Annotated in this window: 18 protein-coding genes; 3 read left to right on the forward strand and 15 right to left on the reverse strand. The window is 75.0% G+C overall.

What is annotated here, in order from left to right; all coding sequences use genetic code 11:
• Positions 1–184: 184 nt before the first annotated feature.
• On the reverse strand, positions 185–1,318 hold the full coding sequence (locus tag C593_RS0112825) for a glycerate kinase family protein (RefSeq protein ID WP_078521466.1): 1,134 nt from the start codon (positions 1,316–1,318) through the stop codon (positions 185–187).
• Positions 1,319–1,573: 255 nt separating this feature from the next.
• Between C593_RS0112825 and C593_RS0112830 the strand changes: the two genes are divergently transcribed.
• Positions 1,574–2,764, forward strand: coding sequence for a hypothetical protein (locus tag C593_RS0112830; protein WP_018847689.1), 1,191 nt, complete (start codon positions 1,574–1,576; stop codon positions 2,762–2,764).
• A 91-nt stretch (positions 2,765–2,855) separates the two neighbouring features.
• Positions 2,856–3,593, forward strand: coding sequence for a Sir2 family NAD-dependent protein deacetylase (locus C593_RS0112835; RefSeq protein ID WP_018847690.1), 738 nt, complete (start codon positions 2,856–2,858; stop codon positions 3,591–3,593).
• 7 nt (positions 3,594–3,600) lie between these two features.
• On the opposite strand, the gene C593_RS0112840 is transcribed toward C593_RS0112835, so the two are convergent.
• From C593_RS0112840 to C593_RS0112870, 7 genes are all read right to left on the reverse strand, one after another.
• Positions 3,601–4,134, reverse strand: a complete 534-nt coding sequence (locus C593_RS0112840; RefSeq protein WP_018847691.1) for a methylated-DNA--[protein]-cysteine S-methyltransferase — start codon at positions 4,132–4,134, stop codon at positions 3,601–3,603.
• Positions 4,135–4,145: 11 nt separating this feature from the next.
• On the reverse strand, positions 4,146–5,624 hold the full coding sequence (locus C593_RS0112845) for an AlkA N-terminal domain-containing protein (RefSeq protein ID WP_018847692.1): 1,479 nt from the start codon (positions 5,622–5,624) through the stop codon (positions 4,146–4,148).
• Between the two features lie 374 nt (positions 5,625–5,998).
• Positions 5,999–6,277: a hypothetical protein gene (locus tag C593_RS0112850; protein ID WP_018847693.1), complete on the reverse strand. Its 279-nt coding sequence runs from the start codon at positions 6,275–6,277 to the stop codon at positions 5,999–6,001.
• Positions 6,278–6,339: 62 nt separating this feature from the next.
• Positions 6,340–6,519, reverse strand: a complete 180-nt coding sequence (locus C593_RS0112855) for a hypothetical protein (RefSeq protein WP_018847694.1) — start codon at positions 6,517–6,519, stop codon at positions 6,340–6,342.
• A 539-nt stretch (positions 6,520–7,058) separates the two neighbouring features.
• Positions 7,059–7,580 (reverse strand): O-acetyl-ADP-ribose deacetylase, encoded by a 522-nt coding sequence (locus tag C593_RS0112860; protein ID WP_026277636.1) that lies wholly within the window; start codon positions 7,578–7,580, stop codon positions 7,059–7,061.
• Between the two features lie 43 nt (positions 7,581–7,623).
• A complete protein-coding gene (locus C593_RS0112865) occupies positions 7,624–9,036 on the reverse strand; it encodes a phytoene desaturase family protein (protein WP_018847696.1) in 1,413 nt (470 codons plus the stop codon).
• Positions 9,037–9,149: 113 nt separating this feature from the next.
• Positions 9,150–9,968 carry an inositol monophosphatase family protein gene (locus C593_RS0112870; RefSeq protein ID WP_026277637.1) on the reverse strand — a complete coding sequence of 273 codons (819 nt, stop codon included), beginning with the start codon at positions 9,966–9,968 and terminating at the stop codon, positions 9,150–9,152.
• Positions 9,969–10,348: 380 nt separating this feature from the next.
• Between C593_RS0112870 and C593_RS0112875 the strand changes: the two genes are divergently transcribed.
• Complete coding sequence (locus C593_RS0112875) at positions 10,349–10,501, forward strand: DUF2191 domain-containing protein (protein WP_486591133.1); 153 nt, start codon at positions 10,349–10,351, stop codon at positions 10,499–10,501.
• Positions 10,502–10,526: 25 nt separating this feature from the next.
• On the opposite strand, the gene C593_RS0112880 is transcribed toward C593_RS0112875, so the two are convergent.
• From C593_RS0112880 to C593_RS0112910, 7 genes are all read right to left on the reverse strand, one after another.
• On the reverse strand, positions 10,527–11,189 hold the full coding sequence (locus tag C593_RS0112880) for a M15 family metallopeptidase (protein ID WP_018847699.1): 663 nt from the start codon (positions 11,187–11,189) through the stop codon (positions 10,527–10,529).
• A gap of 9 nt (positions 11,190–11,198) precedes the next feature.
• Positions 11,199–11,957 (reverse strand): TetR family transcriptional regulator, encoded by a 759-nt coding sequence (locus C593_RS29550; RefSeq protein ID WP_078521524.1) that lies wholly within the window; start codon positions 11,955–11,957, stop codon positions 11,199–11,201.
• Positions 11,958–11,962: 5 nt separating this feature from the next.
• Complete coding sequence (locus C593_RS0112890) at positions 11,963–13,459, reverse strand: amidase (protein WP_018847701.1); 1,497 nt, start codon at positions 13,457–13,459, stop codon at positions 11,963–11,965.
• 259 nt (positions 13,460–13,718) lie between these two features.
• Positions 13,719–14,732: a TIGR03842 family LLM class F420-dependent oxidoreductase gene (locus C593_RS0112895; protein ID WP_018847702.1), complete on the reverse strand. Its 1,014-nt coding sequence runs from the start codon at positions 14,730–14,732 to the stop codon at positions 13,719–13,721.
• 40 nt (positions 14,733–14,772) lie between these two features.
• A complete protein-coding gene (hydA, locus tag C593_RS0112900; protein WP_018847703.1) occupies positions 14,773–16,176 on the reverse strand; it encodes a dihydropyrimidinase in 1,404 nt (467 codons plus the stop codon).
• A 44-nt stretch (positions 16,177–16,220) separates the two neighbouring features.
• The gene (locus C593_RS0112905; protein WP_018847704.1) at positions 16,221–17,501 is read right to left on the reverse strand and encodes a class-III pyridoxal-phosphate-dependent aminotransferase; all 1,281 of its coding nucleotides are present in this window, start codon (positions 17,499–17,501) and stop codon (positions 16,221–16,223) included.
• Positions 17,498–18,340, reverse strand: a complete 843-nt coding sequence (locus C593_RS0112910; protein ID WP_018847705.1) for a nitrilase-related carbon-nitrogen hydrolase — start codon at positions 18,338–18,340, stop codon at positions 17,498–17,500. Before C593_RS0112910 ends, C593_RS0112905 begins: the two co-directional genes overlap by 4 nt.
• Between the last annotated feature and the right edge of the window lie 17 nt (positions 18,341–18,357).

Below are 18,357 nucleotides of genomic sequence, written 5' to 3' on the forward strand. Positions count from 1 at the left end.
TTGTGGGCAACTGTTCCGCCAGGGCGGAACGGATGGGCACAACCCCCGGAGACCACCACCGCGCACCAGGACCGGCCCGCCCCGGAGCGTCGCGCGGAACTCGGGGGCGGTCACGCCCCGGGGGCCCGCCGCCCCGGAGGGGGCGGGTGTCTCGGGGGCGGCCCGCCCCCGGAGTGTGGACCGGCTACGCGAGGAAGTCCCGGGCCAGGGACTCCGCCGCGCGTTCCAGCAGCGGCCCCGCCTGCGCCATCGACCGCGCCGGGTCCGGCTCCAGCGCCGAGAGCGCGTACGCGCGGCGGATCCCCGCCCGCCCCAGCGCCTCCGCCGGCAGCGCCAGCCGGCCGCAGACCGCCACGACCTCGATCCCCCGCGCCCGCGCCGCCGCCGCCACGCCGGCCGGCGCCTTCCCGTGCAGCGTCTGCTCGTCGAGCGAGCCCTCCCCCGTGATCACCAGCGTCGCCCGGTCCAGCGCCGCCTCGAAGCCCAGCACATCGAGCATCACCTCGATCCCGGGCCGGAAGCGCGCGCCGAGCGCCACGAGTGCCCCGTAACCGATGCCGCCCGCCGCGCCCGCCCCGGGCGCCTCCGCGAGCTCGGGTCCCAGCAGTGACGCGTAGTGCGCCAGCGCCTCGTCCAGCACCGCCACGTCGTCCTCGGTCGCGCCCTTCTGCGGCCCGTAGACCGCCGGTGCGCCCTTCGGCCCGGTGAGCGGGTTGTCGACGTCGCTGGCGAGCACCAGGTCCACGTCACCGAAGCGCGCGTCGATCCCGGAGAGGTCCGCCGTGGCCAGCGCGCGCAGCCCGCCGCCGCCCGGCGGCACCGGCTCGCCGTCCGCGTCCAGCAGCCGCGCCCCCAGCGCCGCGAGCATCCCCGCGCCGCCGTCGTTGGTCGCGCTGCCGCCGACGCCGAAGACGATCGTGCGCGCGCCCGCGTCCAGCGCCGCTCGCAGCAGTTCCCCGGTGCCGTACGTCGTGGCCGTGAGCGGGGCGAACACGCCGTCCGGCAGGTGCTGGAGCCCGGACGCCTCGGCCATCTCCACGACCGCCGTGCCGTCCCGCAACGCGTACGCCGCGGTGACGGGCTCGCCCAGCGGCCCCCGCACCCGCAGCTCGCGCCGCTCGAAGCCCGCGGCGACCGCCGCCGCGACCGTGCCGTCGCCGCCGTCGGCGACGGGCAGGGTGTCGACCTCCAGGCCGGGGACGACCCGCCGGAGCCCGGCCGTGACCCGCTCGGCGACCTCCACGGCCGTGAGCGAGCCCTTGAACTTGTCTGCCGCCACGAGCACCCGCGCCGGCTGAGTAACTGCGCCGTCCGTCACCTTGCATCCCTTGCTATCGAACAGGCAGTCGCGCCGTCCCCGACCCTATCCGCACCCCCGAGGCGCGGCCACCCCGCGTTCGCACAGCCCGCGCGCTCGCCGCCCGGCGATTCCGCCAGGCCCCGGCCGCCCCGGCGGACCCGCACGCCACGCCGAGACGCGCGGGCGCACCCGGCATCCGGTTCCGCTGACCGACCATCAGCTCATCGGCCCGCCCCCGGGCGGCCCGCCCCTCACGCGTCCTCCGGAGGCCCCATGCACTGGCACGCGCGCCGGCTCACCGCGGCGGCGACGGCACTGTCCGCCGCCCTCCTCGCCCTGACGGCGGCCACCGCCCGCGCGGCCCCCGCGCCCGACCCCGGCCCCGCCGCAACCCCCACCACCGCCGAACCACCACTCCCCGCCGTGATCGACGGCGGTGCCTGGCGCTCCGGGCACCTCCAGGGCACCGCCCTGGACCCGGAGGGCGGCTTCGTCTACTTCTCGTTCACGAACATGCTGGTCAAGACCGATCTCGACGGCCGTGTCCTCGGCTCGGTCACCGGCTTCACCGGCCACCTGGGCGATGTGGACGTCAACCCCGACGACGGCCGGGTCTACGGCTCGCTGGAGTACAAGGCCGCGAACGCCTTCCACATCGCGATCGTGGACGGGGCCCGCGTCGACCGGCTGAACCTGGACGCCGGGACGAGCGGTGTGGTGACCACGGTCCACCTCCAGGAGGTCGCCGAGGACTACACCGCCGACATGGACGGCGACGGCGTCTTCGACGGCAACACCGCCCGGACCGCCGACCACCGCTACGGGTGCAGCGGCATCGACGGCCTCGCCTTCGGCCCCGCGTTCGGCCGCCGGGACGGGCCGCTTCGCCTGACCGTCGCGTACGGCGTCTACGCCAACGCCGACCGCCGGGACAACGACCACCAGGTGCTCCTCCAGTACGACATCGGCGCCTGGCGCGCCCTGGAACGCCCGCCGCCCGAGTCCGCCCCGCACCTGAGCGGCCCAAGGGAGCCGGTCGGGAAGTTCTTCGTGTACACGGGCAACACCACGTACGGGGTGCAGAACCTGGAGTACGACGCGCACCGCGGCGACTGGCTGATGGCCGTCTACCGGGGCACCAAGCCCGCGTTCCCCAACCACTCGCTGTACGTGGTGGACGGCACCGCACCGCCCGTCCGGGGCCCCCTCCGGGGTCAGCCGCGCCCGGAGACGGGGCTGCTGCTGCCGCTGCGCGCCGAGGGGCTGCACCACGAGGCGACGGGCGTGTACGGCTGGGAGTCCCCCGGCCAGTACGGCCTGACCTCCCTCGACGACGGCCGCTTCTATCTGGCGGAGGCGTCGAGGACGGACGACGGCGGGGTGCTGAAGGAGACCGGCCGGACCGTCCTGCACCGCTGGACGGGCACGGTCCCCACCCCGTTCACGCGCGTCAGCGAGCCCTGAGACCGGGCGCACGGGCGGGGGCGCGGACGGGCGGGCCGGGGCCGGCGGAAACCGGTCGCCCCGGCCCGCCGGCCCTGCGTACGCTCGCGGTATGACTCTCGTCGCGATCCTCAGCGGCGCCGGTGTGTCCACCGACTCCGGCATCCCCGACTACCGCGGACCGAACGGCCTGTGGCGGCGCGACCCCGAGGCGGAGAAGCTCGTCACCTACGACTACTACATGTCCGATCCGGACATCCGGCGCCGGTCCTGGCAGATGCGCCGGACCAGCGCCACCTGGAACGCCGAGCCGAACGCGGCACACCGGGCGGTCGCGGCGCTGGACCGGCGCCCGGGCGTCGCGGTGCGGGTGATCACCCAGAACGTGGACGGGCTGCACCAGCTCGGCGGCATGCCCGCCCGCAAGGTCCTCGAACTGCACGGCACCGCGCGGACGGTGGTGTGCACCCGCTGCGACGCCCGCTCCCCCATGGCCGAGGCGCTGGCCCGGGTGGAGGCCGGCGAGGACGATCCGGCGTGCCTGGCCTGCGGCGGCATCCTGAAGTCGGCGACGGTCATGTTCGGCGAGCGTCTGGACCCGGGGGTGCTGGGCGAGGCGATGTCCGTGGCGAAGGCGTGCGAGGTGTTCGTCGCCGTGGGCACGACCCTCCAGGTGCAGCCCGCCGCCTCCCTCGCCGGGATCGCGGCGGAGCACGGCGCCCGTCTCCTGGTGGTGAACGCGGAGCCGACGCCGTACGACGAACTCGCGGACGAGGTGGTCCGCGAGCCCATCGGCACCGCGCTGCCGGCCGTGCTGGACCGGCTGGCCGAGGGCGCCGACGCGTCCTGAGCGGACGTCAGAAGAGGGCGCCCGTCCCGCCGTCGGCGCGCCCGCTCTCGAAGGCGAGCAGCCGCTGCTTGCGGTCGAGTCCGCCGCCGTAGCCGACCAGGCCGCCGGTGGAGCCGACCACCCGGTGGCAGGGGACGACGATGCCGACGGGGTTCCTCCCGTTGGCGAGGCCGACGGCCCGGGACGCGCCCCGGTTGCCGAGGAGTCCGGCGAGTTCGCCGTAGGTGCGGGTCTCGCCGTAGGGGATGCGGAGGAGTTCCGTCCAGACTCGGCGCTGGAACGGGGTGCCGGCGAGGTGGAGCGGGAGGTCGAAGGCGGTGAGTTCGCGGGCGAAGTAGGCGTCGAGCTGCCGGGCGGTCTCCGCGAAGGGGCGCGCGTCCGGGTCGTCGCGGTCGCCGAAGGTCTCCTCGGCGGGCCGGTGGCGCTGCGCCGTCATGTAGAGGCCGCTCAGGCAGCCGTCCGTGGCGACGAGGGTGAGGAGGCCGTAGGGGCTGTCGACGACGGTGTGCCGCCGGGTGCCCGGGGTCGCGGTGGTGGTCATGGCGGGGGTCCTCACGTGGGCAGGTGGTTGATCGGGTGGTCGTCGGTGGCCCAGAGGTACTGGACCGCGTAGGACCGCCAGGGCCGCCAGGCCGCGGCGCGGGCGGTGAGCGCCGCGGGGGTGGACGGGAGGTCCAGGGCCGCGGCGGCGCGGCGGATGCCGAGGTCGGTGGGGAGGAAGGCGTCGGGGTCGCCGAGGGCGCGCATGGCGATGACCTCGGTGGTCCAGGGGCCGAACCCGGGCAGCTCGGCGAGGACCGCGCGGGCCCGTTCCCAGTCGCTGCCGGGGTCCAGGCGCAGTGCGCCGTCGGCCAGCGCGGCGACCAGCCGGGTCAGAGTGGTGCGGCGGCTGCGGGGCAGGGCCAGGGTCTCCGGGTCGAGGGCGGCCAGGGCCCCGGGGGCGGGGAAGAGGTGGGTCAGGCCGCCCTCGGGGTCGTCCACCGGGGTGCCGTGGGCGGTGACGAGCCGGGCCGCGTGGGTGCGGGCGGCGGCGGTGGAGACCTGCTGGCCGAGGACCGCGCGGACGGCGAACTCGGCGGCGTCCACGGTGCGCGGCACCCGCCGCCCGGGGGCCTTGTCGACGAGGGGCGCGAGGTGCGGGTCGGCGCGGAGCTGGTCGTCCACGGCCACGGGGTCGGCGTCGAGGTCGAGCAGCCACCGGCAGCGGCTGATGGCGATGGTGAGGTCGCGCAGGTCGGTGAGGAAGAGCCGGCAGGCGATGTGGTCGGACCGGGGGGCGAGGGAGACGATGCCGTGGCCGTACGGCAGGGCGAGGGTGCGCCGGTAGGCCCCGTCCCGCCACTCCTCGACCCCCGGGACGGCGGTCGCCGCGAGGTGGCCGAAGAGGTTGCCGGGCTCCAGTGGGGCACGGTACGGGAGCCGCAGGACGGTGACGCCGGGGCTCGGGGAGGCGGTGGTGCGTGGGGAGCGGGCCGCGCGGGCGCGGAGTTCGCCGGGCGGCAGGGCGAAGACCTCGCGCACGGTCTCGTTGAAGGTGCGCACGGAGGAGAAGCCGGCGGCGAAAGCGATGCCGGCCATCGGCAGGGTGGTGGTCTCGATCAGCAGCCGCGCGGTCTGGGCGCGCTGGGCGCGGGCCAGGGCGAGCGGTCCGGCGCCGAGTTCGGCGAGGAGCTGGCGTTCGATCTGGCGGGTCGAGTAGCCGAGGCGGGCGGCGAGGCCGGGGACGCCTTCGCGGTCGACGACGCCGTCGCCGATGAGGCGCATGGCGCGGGCCACCGAGTCGGCGCGGGTGTTCCACGCAGGGGAGCCGGGGGTGGTGTCGGGGCGGCAGCGCTTGCAGGCCCGGAAGCCGGCCTGCTGGCAGGCGGCCGCGCTCGGGTAGAAGGTCATGTTCTCGGCCTTCGGCGACACGGCCGGGCAGCTCGGGCGGCAGTAGATGCGGGTGGTCAGCACGGCGGTGAAGAACCAGCCGTCGAACCGCGCGTCCTTGGAGCGGACGGCGCGGACACAGCGCTCGGTGTCGGTGTGCATGCCTCCAGGATGCTGCACCGGACCGGGCGGGTCTGGCGGAAATCCGACAGTGATGTTCCGCTGCCTGGGGCGGGACGCGCCCCGGGAGCCCCCGGCGCCGGTCAGCCCGCCGCGGCGATGGCGACCTCGACGTCCTTCACCGGCGGCTGCCCTCGGCTTGGGGGTCCGCCCGGTGCTCCAGCCGGTCGTCACCGTTCGGGGAGGCGCTCACGGCTCTCGTCCACGGCTCTCGTCCTCTCGCCGCCGGATGCACGCCGCCGGGCTGGTGGAGCCGGGCCTCCGGGCCGGGCCGGGCGGGCGGGCTCAGCGCCCGTAGCGGGTGGGCGGGCTCAGCGCTCGCCGCCGGGCCTCCGGTCCGGGCCGGGCGGGCGGGCTCAGCGCCCGTAGCGGGTGGGCGGGAACGCGTCCCGCTCCCTGCGGGTGACTCCGGTGGCCATCTCACCTGCCCGTACCTGCCGTTCGACCTCGGCCCGTGCGTCGCGGTACACGGTGTCGGGGTCCTCGGGCGCCGCGGCGGGCAGGCCCATCTCCCGCCGGTCCCGGAGCGTCCGCCGCTCCAGCTCGCCCTCGTCGGGCCGCCGGGGCATGCCCCGGCCGTGGGCGGCCAGCGGGTCGCCCTCGACCGCGCGGTTGGGCTTGTGGTGGTGCGCCATACGTACCGCTCTCCTCGCGTAGGCGCCCGGGCGCGTCGCCGGCTCCGGGCGCGGCTGTGGTGTCAGGTGAGGAATCCCTCCGGCTTCTCGTCCGCGGAGCCCCCCGCCGCCGCTGCCGCCGGCTCCGCCTCGCCGCCGGGCAGCAGGGAGGGCGGGGACGACTTTGGCGACATGCCCAAGAACTTGTTCAGCATGCCGCTGAAGGGGTCGGACGAACCGAATCCGAACGAGGACATCGACATGGGCGCTCCCGGTGGGACGGCGGGGCCCGTCGCCGGCGGAGGAGATCACTGTCGGGTGCTCGTCCCGGACGACGGATCCCTACAACTCAAACGCGATGCCGACCGCCCCGCAAGTGGAGCGGATTCCAGGGGACGGCATTACGACGCCGCAACAAATCGCCTTTCCACAGGGCGAGTTGGGCGGCCGACCCGTCGCGCGGACGGCGCGCGGATCGCGGGCCGTCCCGAACTTCCGGTCACCGTGCGGAACGGGCCGGGCACAGAGTGGTGAGCAGTCGTCGCGACCCGGTCCACAGGGCCGGGGCGCGACGGGGACGAAGGCCGGTGGGGTCACGGCGATCCGGGCCCGCACCCCGGACCCCACATCGGCCGCGAGGCCGTCGCCCACACCGGCAGCGGCACCGGGGCCCACGGCTCCGGAGAGCCGGGGAACGGCGTTGAGCGGCCGAACGCTCGTGCACCACCACGGTAGTCGTGCCGCCACCGATCGGCCCGGCGGGGCGGGTGCCCCTGCGGGGCCGGGCCGGCGTGGGGTCCCGTCAGGCAGCGGCCCGGGCCGCGAACGCCTCGTACGCGGCCTCGTCGAAGAGCACGAACCGGACCTCCGCCACGTCCGTGTCCGCCTCCCGGACCGTGGTCACGGCGATCCGCGCCGCGTCGTCCATCGGCCAGCCGTAGATCCCGGCGGAGATCGCCGGGAACGCGACCGTCCGCGCGCCGAGTTCGTCGGCGACCCGCAGGGACTCGCGGTAGCAGGAGGCCAGCAGCTCGGAGCGGTCCTCGGAGGCGGAGTGGACCGGGCCGACCGTGTGGATGACGTGGCCCGCCCTGAGCCGGCCCGCCGTCGTGGCGACGGCCTGGCCCGTCGGCAGACCCTTGCCGTAGTGCCCGGCGCGCAGCTCCCGGCAGGCCGCCAGGATCTCCGGGCCGCCTCTGCGGTGGATGGCGCCGTCGACCCCTCCACCGCCCAGCAGGGAGGAGTTGGCCGCGTTGACGACGGCGTCGGTGTCCTGGTCGGTGATGTCGCCGCGCACAAGAGTGATCGTCGGTGTGCTGCTCATCCCTCCATCATGCGCGCCGCAGCGCGACGACGGCGCCGTGCCGTCACGCGCGCAGGGCGCGCCACACCGCCTTGGCCGCGTGGTGGCCGGACATCCCGTGCACGCCGGGGCCGGGCGGGGTGGCCGATGAGCAGAGGAACACGGCCGGATGGGTCGTCGCGTAGGGGACGCGGGCGAGGCGCGGCCGCAGCACGGTCTGGAGCCCGGCGAAGGCCCCGCAGGCGATGTCGCCGCCCACGTAGTTGGCGTTCCGCGCGGCCAGTCGGGGCGGTCCAGCGACGGCGCGGGCCAGCACCAGATCCCGGAACCCGGGTGCGAAGCGCTCGATCTGACGCTCGATCACCTCGGTGGCATCCCCCTCCCAGCCGGCCGGCACATGGCCGTACGCCCACAGGACGTGCTTGCCCTCGGGGGCGCGCGTGGGGTCGATCAGGCTGGGCTGGGCGGTGATCAGGAACGGCACGTCCGGGTCGCGGCCCTCGACGGCGGCGCGCAGGGCGGCGTCGATCTCGCCGGCCGTGGGGCCGATGTGCACGGTGCCGGCGGCCCGGGCCTCCTCGGCCGTCCACGGCACCGGCCCGGACAGGGCGTAGTCGACCTTGAACGCGGCGGCCCCGTACCGGTAGCGCCAGTACGCCTGGCCGAGACCGGCGATCCGGGCGAGGGCGGTGGGCGAGGTGTCGAAGACGTACGCCCGGGCCGGCGGCAGCTCGTCCAGCCGCCGCACCTCGACGCCGGTGTGGATCGTGCCGCCCAGCTCCCGGACGTACCCGGCCAGCGCGTCGGAGATCGCCTGCGAACCGCCGCGCGGCACGGGCCAGCCGACCTCGTGCGCGGCGAGGGCGAACATCAGCGCGATGCCGCCGGTGGCGACGCCGCTGGTGGGCGCGATCGCGTGGGCGGCCAGCCCGGCGAGCAGCGCCCGGCCCTTCTCGCCCCGGAAGCGGCGGGCCAGCCAGGACGCGGGCCGGATCGCGTCCAGTCCGAAGCGGGCGAAGCGGTACGGGTCGCGGGGCAGCCCGTCCCAGGGGGTGCGCAGGAAGTCGGCGGCGAGGGTGTCCCAGCGGCCCGCGTACGGCGCGAGGAGGCGGCGGTACGCGCCCGCGTCGGCGGCGCCGAGGGACATCGCCGTCTCGCCGATGGAGCGGGCGAGGACGGCGGCGGTGCCGTCCGGGAAGGGGTGCGCGAGGGGCAGTTCGGGGTGGATCCACTCCAGGCCGTGGCGGGCGAGCGGCATCCGCGCGAACGCCGGGGAGCCGACGCCGAGCGGGTGGACGGCGGAGCAGGGGTCGTGGCGGAAGCCGGGGAGGGTCAGCTCCTCGGTCCGCGCGCCGCCGCCGACGGTGTCCAGCGCCTCGAACACGGCGATGGAGAAGCCCCGGCGGGCCAGTTCGGCCGCGGCCGTCAGGCCGTTGGGGCCTGCCCCCACGACGACGGCATCGAGCATCGACGGCACCTTCGGACTCCTTTGTCAGCCGACGGCCAGGACCACCCAGGATATTCGGCGGCACCGACAGCCCGGTCCCGGGGCGTCGGACCCGGGGGCCGACGCCCCGGGACCGGGGCGCGTCAGGTCAGCAGGTCGCGGACGCGGCGCGCCGTCGCCTCGTCCCGGGCGGCGGTGAACGGCAGGGCGTTCCCGCCGGCGACGCCGAACGGGACGCCCGCCACCGTGACCTGGCAGCCGCCCGCCTCGGTGACGAGCAGCAGCCCGGCCGCGTGGTCCCAGGCGTACTCCCAGCTGAACGCCGTCGCGTCCAGCTCACCGCGCGCCACGCGCAGGTACTCCAGACCGGCCGAGCCGCAGGGCCGGGTCTCGACGCCGTCCGTGGCGAGTCCGAGGAGCAGGCGCTTCTCCTCGGGGGAGGAGAAGTCGGGGTGCGACATCGCGATCCGCAGCGGCGCTCCCGGCTCCGGTGAACCGGCGCGCAGGGCCGCCCCGTTCAGCCGCGCGCCCTCGCCTCGCACGGCGACGGCCATCTCGTCGGCGACGGGCGCGTACGTCCAGGAGGCGAGGAGTTCACCGTGGTGCGCGAGCGCGACGAGGGTGCAGAAGCCGTCGTCGCCGCGCACGAACTCCCGGGTGCCGTCGACCGGATCGACGATCCATACGGGCGCCTCCCCGCGCAGCGCGTCGTACACGGCCGGGTCCGCGTGGACGGACTCCTCCCCCACGACCACCGACCCGGGCAGCAGCGCGGTCAGCGACGCGGTCAGATGCTTCTCTGCGAGCCGGTCCGCGTCGGTCACCAGATCGTGCGGCCCGCGCTTCTCCACGACCTCGTGCGACGCCAGCCGCCGGAACCGCGGCATGACCTCGGCCTCGACCGCGGCCCGCACGGCCTCCTCGACAGCACCCGCTCCCCCGCCCACCATTCCATCGATCATGCCCCCACCCAACCACGCCCCACCGACACCCCGGCAGTCACCCAGGTCAACGGGGGGTGTGGGGCGGGTGACGGGTGGGGGGCGGGGAGGGGCCCCGCGCGGGCGGGGAGCAGGCTCGGCGAGCTGCGGTTTTGTCACGCGGGAGGGCTGGTTTCACACGCTTTCGCAGAATGCGACATACGCGACCTCCGTGACGAACGACCGGACCCCCCGCAGCTCATCGCGGCCCGGCGGGAGCCGACGGGCCCGTCAGCCTGCTCGTGAGCGCATCGGGCGCAGCCCCCGCCACGGCTAGAGTGCCCGTGCGCAGCACGACGACAGGAGGGGACCCGGTGGCCGAGGTCAGTGTCAGGCTGGATGCCGAGCTGGTGGTGGAGGTGATGGTCCTCGCCGGGATCAATTCGCCGCAGGACGCGGTGGAGGCTGTGGTGCGGGACTACATCGCGCGCGGGCACCGCACCGAGGCGCGAACCGAGCTCAAGGACGGGCGGCCGCGGGAGCGGGACGTGCGGCCGCAGGAGCCGCAGGGCTGAGCCGCGAGAGGTGACCGGCACCCGCTCAGGTGCCGTCCGCCGAGAAGTGCTGGTAGTCCGGGGGTGACCAGTGGCCGCCCCACGTCCAGCCCGCGTCCTCGATCGCGCCGGTGATCGCGTCGCCGTCCGTGAGCATGCCAGGGGCTGGCGGGTCGCGGTCCAGGGCAGCCTCCGTGCCCGGGGGGTGGACCTCGCCCGAGCGGTCGACGTACGGGTTCTCGCGCGGGTTGACGTCGACCGCGTCGCCGTAGGAGTGGCGCGAGAGGTGCCGGTCGTCACCCGTCACCCGTCGGCAGTTGAACGCGGAGGTGTTGTCGGCCGCCATGGCGCGCGCGTCGCTGCCCTCGAACGCCGCCATCGTCTCCATCCGCCGGATCGGGAAGCGGTCGTCGAAGGCCGCTCCGAAGATGCGCAGCACCGGGCGGACGGCGTCCTCGTGGACGACGAGTCCGCCCCGGTGGACGCGGCCGTCGAAGCCCCAGTGGTTCATCCGGATCAGCCGCAGGTCCTCGGGCGGGACGGGGCAGCCCGGGCGGTGGCTGGCGCCCAGGTCGGCGCGGGTGACCCCGCTGACTGTGGGCGAGAGGCGCGGGGCCGCGGCGGCGGGCTGCGGCACCGTCCCGAGGACGAGGCCCAGTGCCAGGCCCAGGACGGGTGCGGCGACGGCGGCCCGCCGTACGGTCCTCACCCGTTCAGGTTAAGGAGAGGCCCCCGGGGACGCATCAGCGGACGTCGGGAGCGGGCGGCCGGCACCCGCCCCCGTCGCGCCCCGCGCGAGCAGCAGCAGCGCGTCGACCAGGTCCTCGGCCGGGCCGCCGGTGGCCAGGCGGCGGAGCTGGAGGCCCATGACGAGGGCGACGGTGGCGCCCGCGTGCCGTTCGGCGTCCGGGACGCCCAGGCCGGTGAGTATCTGCGCCGCGAGGCGGTCGTACGCGGCGAACGCCTCCGACGCGGCCTCGCGCAGCCGCTCGTCCCGGCCCGCCTGGACGTAGAGCTCGAAGGGCGCGATGTGCTCGCTGTCGAAGCCGATGCCGCCGGCGACCTCGCCCGCGAGGGCCGCCGCGCCGGCGATGTCCACGTCGCCGGCGCGGCGGTGGGCCTCGGAGAGGTCGGTGAAGCGGCGGGTCTCGTCACGCACGAAGTGGAGCAGCGCCTCGCGCAGCAGCTCGTGCTGGGTGGCGAAGTGGTACGTGACCGAGCCGAGGGAGACGCCCGCCTCCGCCGCGATCCGCCGGTTGGTGACCGCCGCGACGCCGTCGCTGCCGATGATCCGCAGCACCGCGCCGATGATGCGCTGCCGGGTGGGCACGGAACGCCCGGACGAGGCAGGCCCGGTGGGCGCGGACCGCCCGGGCGGGACCGACCCGGCGGGTGCGGGTTCGCCGGACGTGGGTTCGCCGGTCGTGGGTTCGCCGGTCGTGGGGCGGTCGGTGGCGGAGGGGCCGGCGGTGGACATGGCGGTCATTCTCCCACCGGCGCGCTCCCTTCCACGACCGGCCCGGAGGGAGCGGACACACCGGGCGGCCCGGACGGAAGAGGCACCGCTTCCGGCGGACGCCGCTCGTACCACCGCAGTTCCGCCTCCAGTTGGGCCGCGAGCGAGATCAGCCGCTCCTCCGCGCCCTCCGGGCCGAGGAGCTGGGCGCCGACCGGCAGGCCGTCCGAGGTGAGCCCGGCGGGGACGCCGACGCCCGGCCAGCCCAGGACGTTCCACGGCCACGCGTACGGGCAGGCGGCGGCGATGCCGATGTCCGTACGCCCGGAGGACAGCCCGTCGAAGGCCCCGATCCGCGGCGGCGGCGCGGCCGTCGTCGGCGTCAGCAGGACGTCGTAGCGGTCGAAGAAGCCGCCGAGGCGGCGGTGCTGGGCGGACTCGCGGGCGCGGGCGGCGCGGACGATCCGGCCGCCGAGGCGGTGTCCGGACCGGGCGGCGGCCCGGGTGCGGGGGTCGAGCAGGACCGGATCGGGGTGGCGGCCGGCGTACTGGGCGATGCCGTTCGCGGCGCGGGGCAGGAAGCTCAGGCCGATGAGCCCGTAGCGCGGGCGGGCCTCCTCGACCTCGTGGCCGAGCCGCGCCAGGGTCTCGGCGAGGGAGGTGACCGCGCGTCGGACCTCGGGGTGGGGGCGGGCCCCGGTCAGGGTGAGCGGCGGGCGCAGCGCGAGGGCGATCCGCAGCCGCCCCGGCTCCCGGCGGGCCGCGGCGGAGGCGTCGACCGGGGCGGGCCGGAACCGCTCGCGGGGGTGCGCGCCGGCCGCGGCGTCCAGGAGGAGGGCCGCGTCGGCGACCGTCCGGGCGAGCGGCCCGTTCACGGTCAGGCCCTGGAAGCAGTCGTCGTACGGGTGGACGGAGACCCGCCCGCGCTGCGGCTTGATGCCGACGAGGTGGGTCCAGGCGGCGGGGATGCGGATGGACCCGGCACCGTCGGAGCCGAGCGCGGCGGGGACCAGCCCGGCGGCGACGGCGGCCGCCGAACCGCCCGAGGAGCCGCCGGGCGTGTGGGCGGGGGACCACGGGTTACGGGTCGCGCCGAAGGCCGGGCCCTCGGTGAACGGCCACTGGCCCAGTTCGCAGGAGTTGGTCTTGCCGACGATCACGGCCCCGGCGGCGCGCAGCCGGCGGACGGCCTCCCCGTCCTCGGCGGCGGGCGGGAGCTCGCCCGCGCAGCCGAAGTACGTGGGGACGCCGGCCACGTCGGTGTCGTCCTTGACCGCGACCGGGACGCCGAGCAGCGGCAGCCGCTCCCCCGCGGCCAGCCGCCGGTCGGCCTCGCGAGCCTCGGCGAGGGCGGCCTGCCCGCGTACGGTCCGGAAGGCGTTGAGTGTGCCCTGGGTCGCCTCGATCCGGGCCAACGCGCCGGCCACCAGGTCCTCGGACGTGGACGCGCCGGACGTGAGCGCCCGGATGTGCTCGGCCAGCCCGCCGGCCGAAGCTCCGGCACCGGTTGCGTCTGTGGACACGAAGCCCCGCCTCCTCCTTGTTCGTTCGAACGAACAGAACTGGAGAGTAACCAGCGGTACGAGGCCGGGGCAACCGCCCACGCGGGCCGAATCCCCGCGCGGGCGGGCCCGGTTGACCCGGATCGCCCCGCCGTGGACGGCCTGGGTGCCGGAGGCCACCCGCACCGACAGCAGGGCGAAAGCGCCGACAGCGGGGCGAAGAGGGTCACCGTGGTCGGCGGGCAGACCGCGCGTCCGGCCCCGCACCCGGGCGCGCGGGTCAGGAGAACGCGGGGATGATCTCCGCGCCGTACGCGTCGATCGTCGCTTCCTTCGCGTCGTGCATGTCGTACACGGCGAACTGGTCGACGCCCAGCTCCCGCAGGGCCGTGAGCTTCTCGATGTGGGCCGCGGGCGGGCCGAGGAGGCAGAAGCGGTCGACGATCTCGTCGGGGACGAAGTCGGTGGACGGGTTCCCGGCGCGGCCGTGGTGGCTGTAGTCGTAGCCGTGCCGCTCCTTGATGTACGCGGTCAGCGCCTCGGGAACCATCGCGGAGTGCTCGCCGTAGCGGGAGACCAGGTCGGCGACGTGGTTGCCCACCATCCCGCCGAACCAGCGGCACTGCTCCCGCGCGTGGGCGAGGGCCGCGTCCGAGGCGTCCTCGGTCACGTAGGCGGGGGCGGCGACGCAGATGGTGACGGCGGCGGGGTCGCGGCCCGCGTCGGCGGCGGCCTGCCGGACGGCCTTGATCATCCACTCGGTGAGGAAGGGGTCGGCGAGCTGGAGGATGAAGCCGTCCGCCTTCTCCCCGGCGAGGGCGAGGGCCTTGGGCCCGTACGCGGCCATCCAGACGGGCAGCTTCCCCTCGCGCACCCACGGCAGGCGCAGGGTCTGCCCGTCGACCTCGGCCTCCCGGCCCTCGGCGAGGTCGCGGATGACGCCGATCGCCTCGCCGAGCCGGGCGAGGGTGTTGGGCTTGCGCCCGGCGACGCGCATGGCGGAGTCGCCGCGTCCGATGCCGCACACCGTGCGGTTGCCGTACATCTCGTTGAGGGTGGCGAAGGTGGAGGCGGTGACCTCCCAGGTGCGGGTGCCCGGGTTGGTGACCATCGGCCCCACGACGAGCCCGGTGGTGTGCTCCAGGATGCGGCTGTAGATGACGAACGGCTCCTGCCAGAGCACGGCGGAGTCGAAGGTCCAGCCGTAGCGGAAGCCGTTGCGCTCCGCGCGCCGCATCAGCCCGACGACTTCCGAGGCCGGCGGGTCCGTCTGCAGGACGAGTCCGAAGTCCACGCGGCGTCCCTTCAGTTCAGGCCACTCGGGCCGGTGCGGTTCAGCCCAGGTACTGGCAGGTGGACCGGGGGGTGTAGACACCGTGCCCGGCGCGGCCGGTGTAGGTGCGCCGGTCGATGACGACCTCGCCGCGCGAGAGGACCGTCTCCACCTGGCCCGCGACCTTGCGGCCCTCGTAGGCCGAGTAGTCGACGTTCATGTGATGGGTCTCGGCGGAGAGGATCTGCTCGGCGTGCGGGTCGTAGACCACCACGTCGGCGTCCGAACCGGGGGCGAGGGTGCCCTTCTTCGGGTAGAGGCCGAACATCCGGGCCGGGGTGGCGCAGGCGATCTCGATCCAGCGGCGGCGGGAGATGTGCCCGTCGACCACGGCCTGGTGGAGGAGGTCCATCCGGTTCTCCACGCCGGGCAGACCGTTGGGGATCTTCGAGAAGTCGCCGCGGCCGAGGTCCTTCTGCCCGGTGAAGCAGAACGGGCAGTGGTCGGTGGAGACCACCTGGAGGTCGTTGGTGCGCAGCCCGCGCCACAGGGCGGCCTGGTGCTCCCGGGGCCGCAGCGGGGTGGAGCAGACGTACTTGGCGCCCTGGAAGTCCGGCTCGGCGAGGTTGTCGGTGGAGAGGAACAGGTACTGGGGGCAGGTCTCGCCGAAGACGGGCAGGCCCTTGTCGCGGGCGGCGGCGAGTTCGGCGACGGCCTCCTCGGCGGAGACGTGCACCACGTACAGCGGGGCCCCGGCGACCCGGGCGAGCTGGATGGCGCGGTGGGTGGCCTCGGCCTCCAGCAGGACCTTGCGGACCTCCCCGTGGTAGCGGGGGTCGGTCTCGCCCCGGGCGAGGGCCTGTTCGACGAGGACGTCGATGGCGATGCCGTTCTCCGCGTGCATCATGATCAGGCCGCCGTTGCCGGCGGAGCGCTGCATGGCGCGCAGGATCTGCCCGTCGTCGCTGTAGAAGACGCCCGGGTAGGCCATGAACAGCTTGAAGCTGGTGACGCCCTCCTCGACCAGGCGGTCCAGTTCCTTGAGCGAGGACTCGTTGACGTCGGCGAGGATCATGTGGAACGCGTAGTCGATGGCGCAGTTGCCGTCCGCCTTGGCGTACCAGGCGTCCAGGCCCTCGCGCAGGGAGCGGCCGACGGACTGGACGGCGAAGTCCACGATGGTGGTGGTGCCGCCCCAGGCGGCGGCCCGGGTGCCGGTCTCGAAGGTGTCGGAGGCGAAGGTGCCGCCGAACGGCAGTTCCATGTGGGTGTGCGCGTCGACACCGCCCGGGATGACGTACTTGCCGGTGGCGTCGATGGTGCGCCGGGCGGTCCAGGACTCGGCGGCGGCCGTGCCGTGGGCGGCGAGCGCGGCGATCCGGCCGTCGTCGATCAGCACATCGGCGTGGATCTCGTCGGCCGCGGTGACGACGAGACCGCCGCGGATCAGGGTGCGGGTGCTCATGGTCGGTCCCTCACATGTCCCTCACGTGCGGTCGGGTTCTCCGGTCACAGGGCGCGCAGGGCGCGTTCGAGGACGCCGGCGCCCTCCTCGGCCTCGGCGACGGTCAGGGTGAGCGGCGGGGCGATGCGCAGCACGCTGGTGCTGTGGCCCCCGCCCTTGCCGATGAGCAGCCCGGCCTCCCGGGTCGCCTCCAGGACCTGGGCGGCCGCCTTGGGGTCGGCCTCGTCGGTGCCGGGCCGGACCAGTTCGATGCCGATCATCAGGCCCCGGCCGCGGACCTCGCGGACGGCCGCGACCCCGGCGCCCACGGCGCGCAGCCGCTCCAGCAGCAGCCCGCCGACGCGCCGCGCGTTGCCCTGGAGGTCGTGCTCCAGGACGTAGCCGAGGTTGGCGAGGGAGGCGGCCATGGTGACGGGCGAACCGCCGAAGGTGGAGATGGAGTTGGCGTCCAGGCAGTTCATCACCTCGGCGCGGGCGACGACCCCGCCGACGGACATGCCGTTGCCGATGCCCTTGGCGAAGGTGAGGATGTCCGGCGGGCCGTTCTCGGCGTGTGCCTGCCAGCCCCAGAAGTGGTCGCCGGTGCGGCCCCAGCCGGTCTGCACCTCGTCGGAGATCCACAGCACCCCGTGCCGGTCCAGGACTTCGCGGAAGGCGGCGAACAGTCCGTCCGGCGGGGAGGTGAAGCCGCCGACGCCCTGCACGGGTTCGGCGATCAGCGCGGCGGGCGCACGGGTGTGGCCGAGCAGGTCCTCCAGGTCCGCGACGCAGGCGGCGGTGAACTCGGCGTCGGACAGGTGCGCGTAGGGGCCGCGGGTGCGGACCCCGCCGTGTACGTACAGGGTCTGGAGCGGCGAGAGGCCGGTCGGGGACCAGGCGCTGTTGCCGGTGACGGAGACGGTGGAGAAGGAGCGCCCGTGGTAGCTGTTGCGCATCGCCAGGACCTGGTGGGAGCGGCGGTACGCGGTGGCCAGCAGCAGAGCCGTGTCGTTGGCCTCGGTGCCGGAGGTGGTGAAGAAGACCCGGGCGTCCGGGATGCCGGAGAGGGCGGCGATCCGTTCGGCGAGTTCGACCATGGGGCGGTCGAGGTAGAGGGTCGAGGAGTGGATGATCCGCCCGGCCTGCTCGGCGACGGCCTTGGTCACCTCGGGGAGGGCGTGGGCGGTCATCGTGGTGAGGATGCCGCCGAAGAAGTCCAGGTAGCGGTTGCCGTCCGCGTCCCAGACGTGGCGGCCCTCGCCGTGGGTCAGCTCGACCGGGCGGTCGTAGTAGAGGGCGAGCCAGTCGGGCAGCACGGCCCGGTGCCGGCTGTGGAGGTCGCTCACGGGCGCACCAGCCCCTCGTAGGCGTCGGGGCGGCGGTCCCGGTAGAAGGCCCACTGCCGGCGGACGGTGTCGATGAGGTCGAAGTCCAGGTCGCGGACGAGGAGTTCCTCCTCCTTGTCGCTGGCCGGCTCCCCGACGAACTGGCCGCGCGGGTCCACGAAGTAGCTGGTGCCGTAGAAGTCGTTGTCGCCGTACTCCTCGATGCCGACGCGGTTGATGGCGGCGACGAAGTACTCGTTGGCGACGGCGGCGGCGGGCTGCTCCAGCTGCCAGAGGTAGGAGGAGAGGCCGCGGTGGGTGGCGGAGGGGTTGTAGACGAGCTGCGCCCCGCCGAGGCCGAGTTGGCGCCAGCCCTCGGGGAAGTGCCGGTCGTAGCAGATGTAGACGCCGACCTTGCCGACGGCGGTGTCGAAGACCGGCCAGCCGGCGTTGCCCGGGCGGAAGTAGTACTTCTCCCAGAAGCCCTTGACCTGCGGGATGTGGTGCTTGCGGTACTTGCCGAGGTAGCTGCCGTCGGCGTCGATCACGGCGGCGGTGTTGTAGTAGAAGCCGGCGCCCTCGATCTCGAAGACCGGGACCACGATCACCATGCCGGTCTCGCGGGCGAGGTCCTGCATCCGGCGGACGGTGGGCCCGTCCGGGACGGGCTCGGCCCAGCGGTAGTGCTCCGGTTCCTGCACCTGGCAGAAGTACGGGGCGTTGAAGACCTCCTGGAACCCGATCACCCCGGCGCCCTGCCGGGCGGCCTCGCGGGCGTGCTCCTCATGCTTGGCGATCATGGATTCCGTGTCGCCGGTCCAGGTCGCCTGGACGAGGGCGGCGCGTACGACTTGGGCCATGAGCTGCTCCTTCGACG

It is taken from the genome of Streptomyces sp. CNT372 (assembly GCF_000377145.1).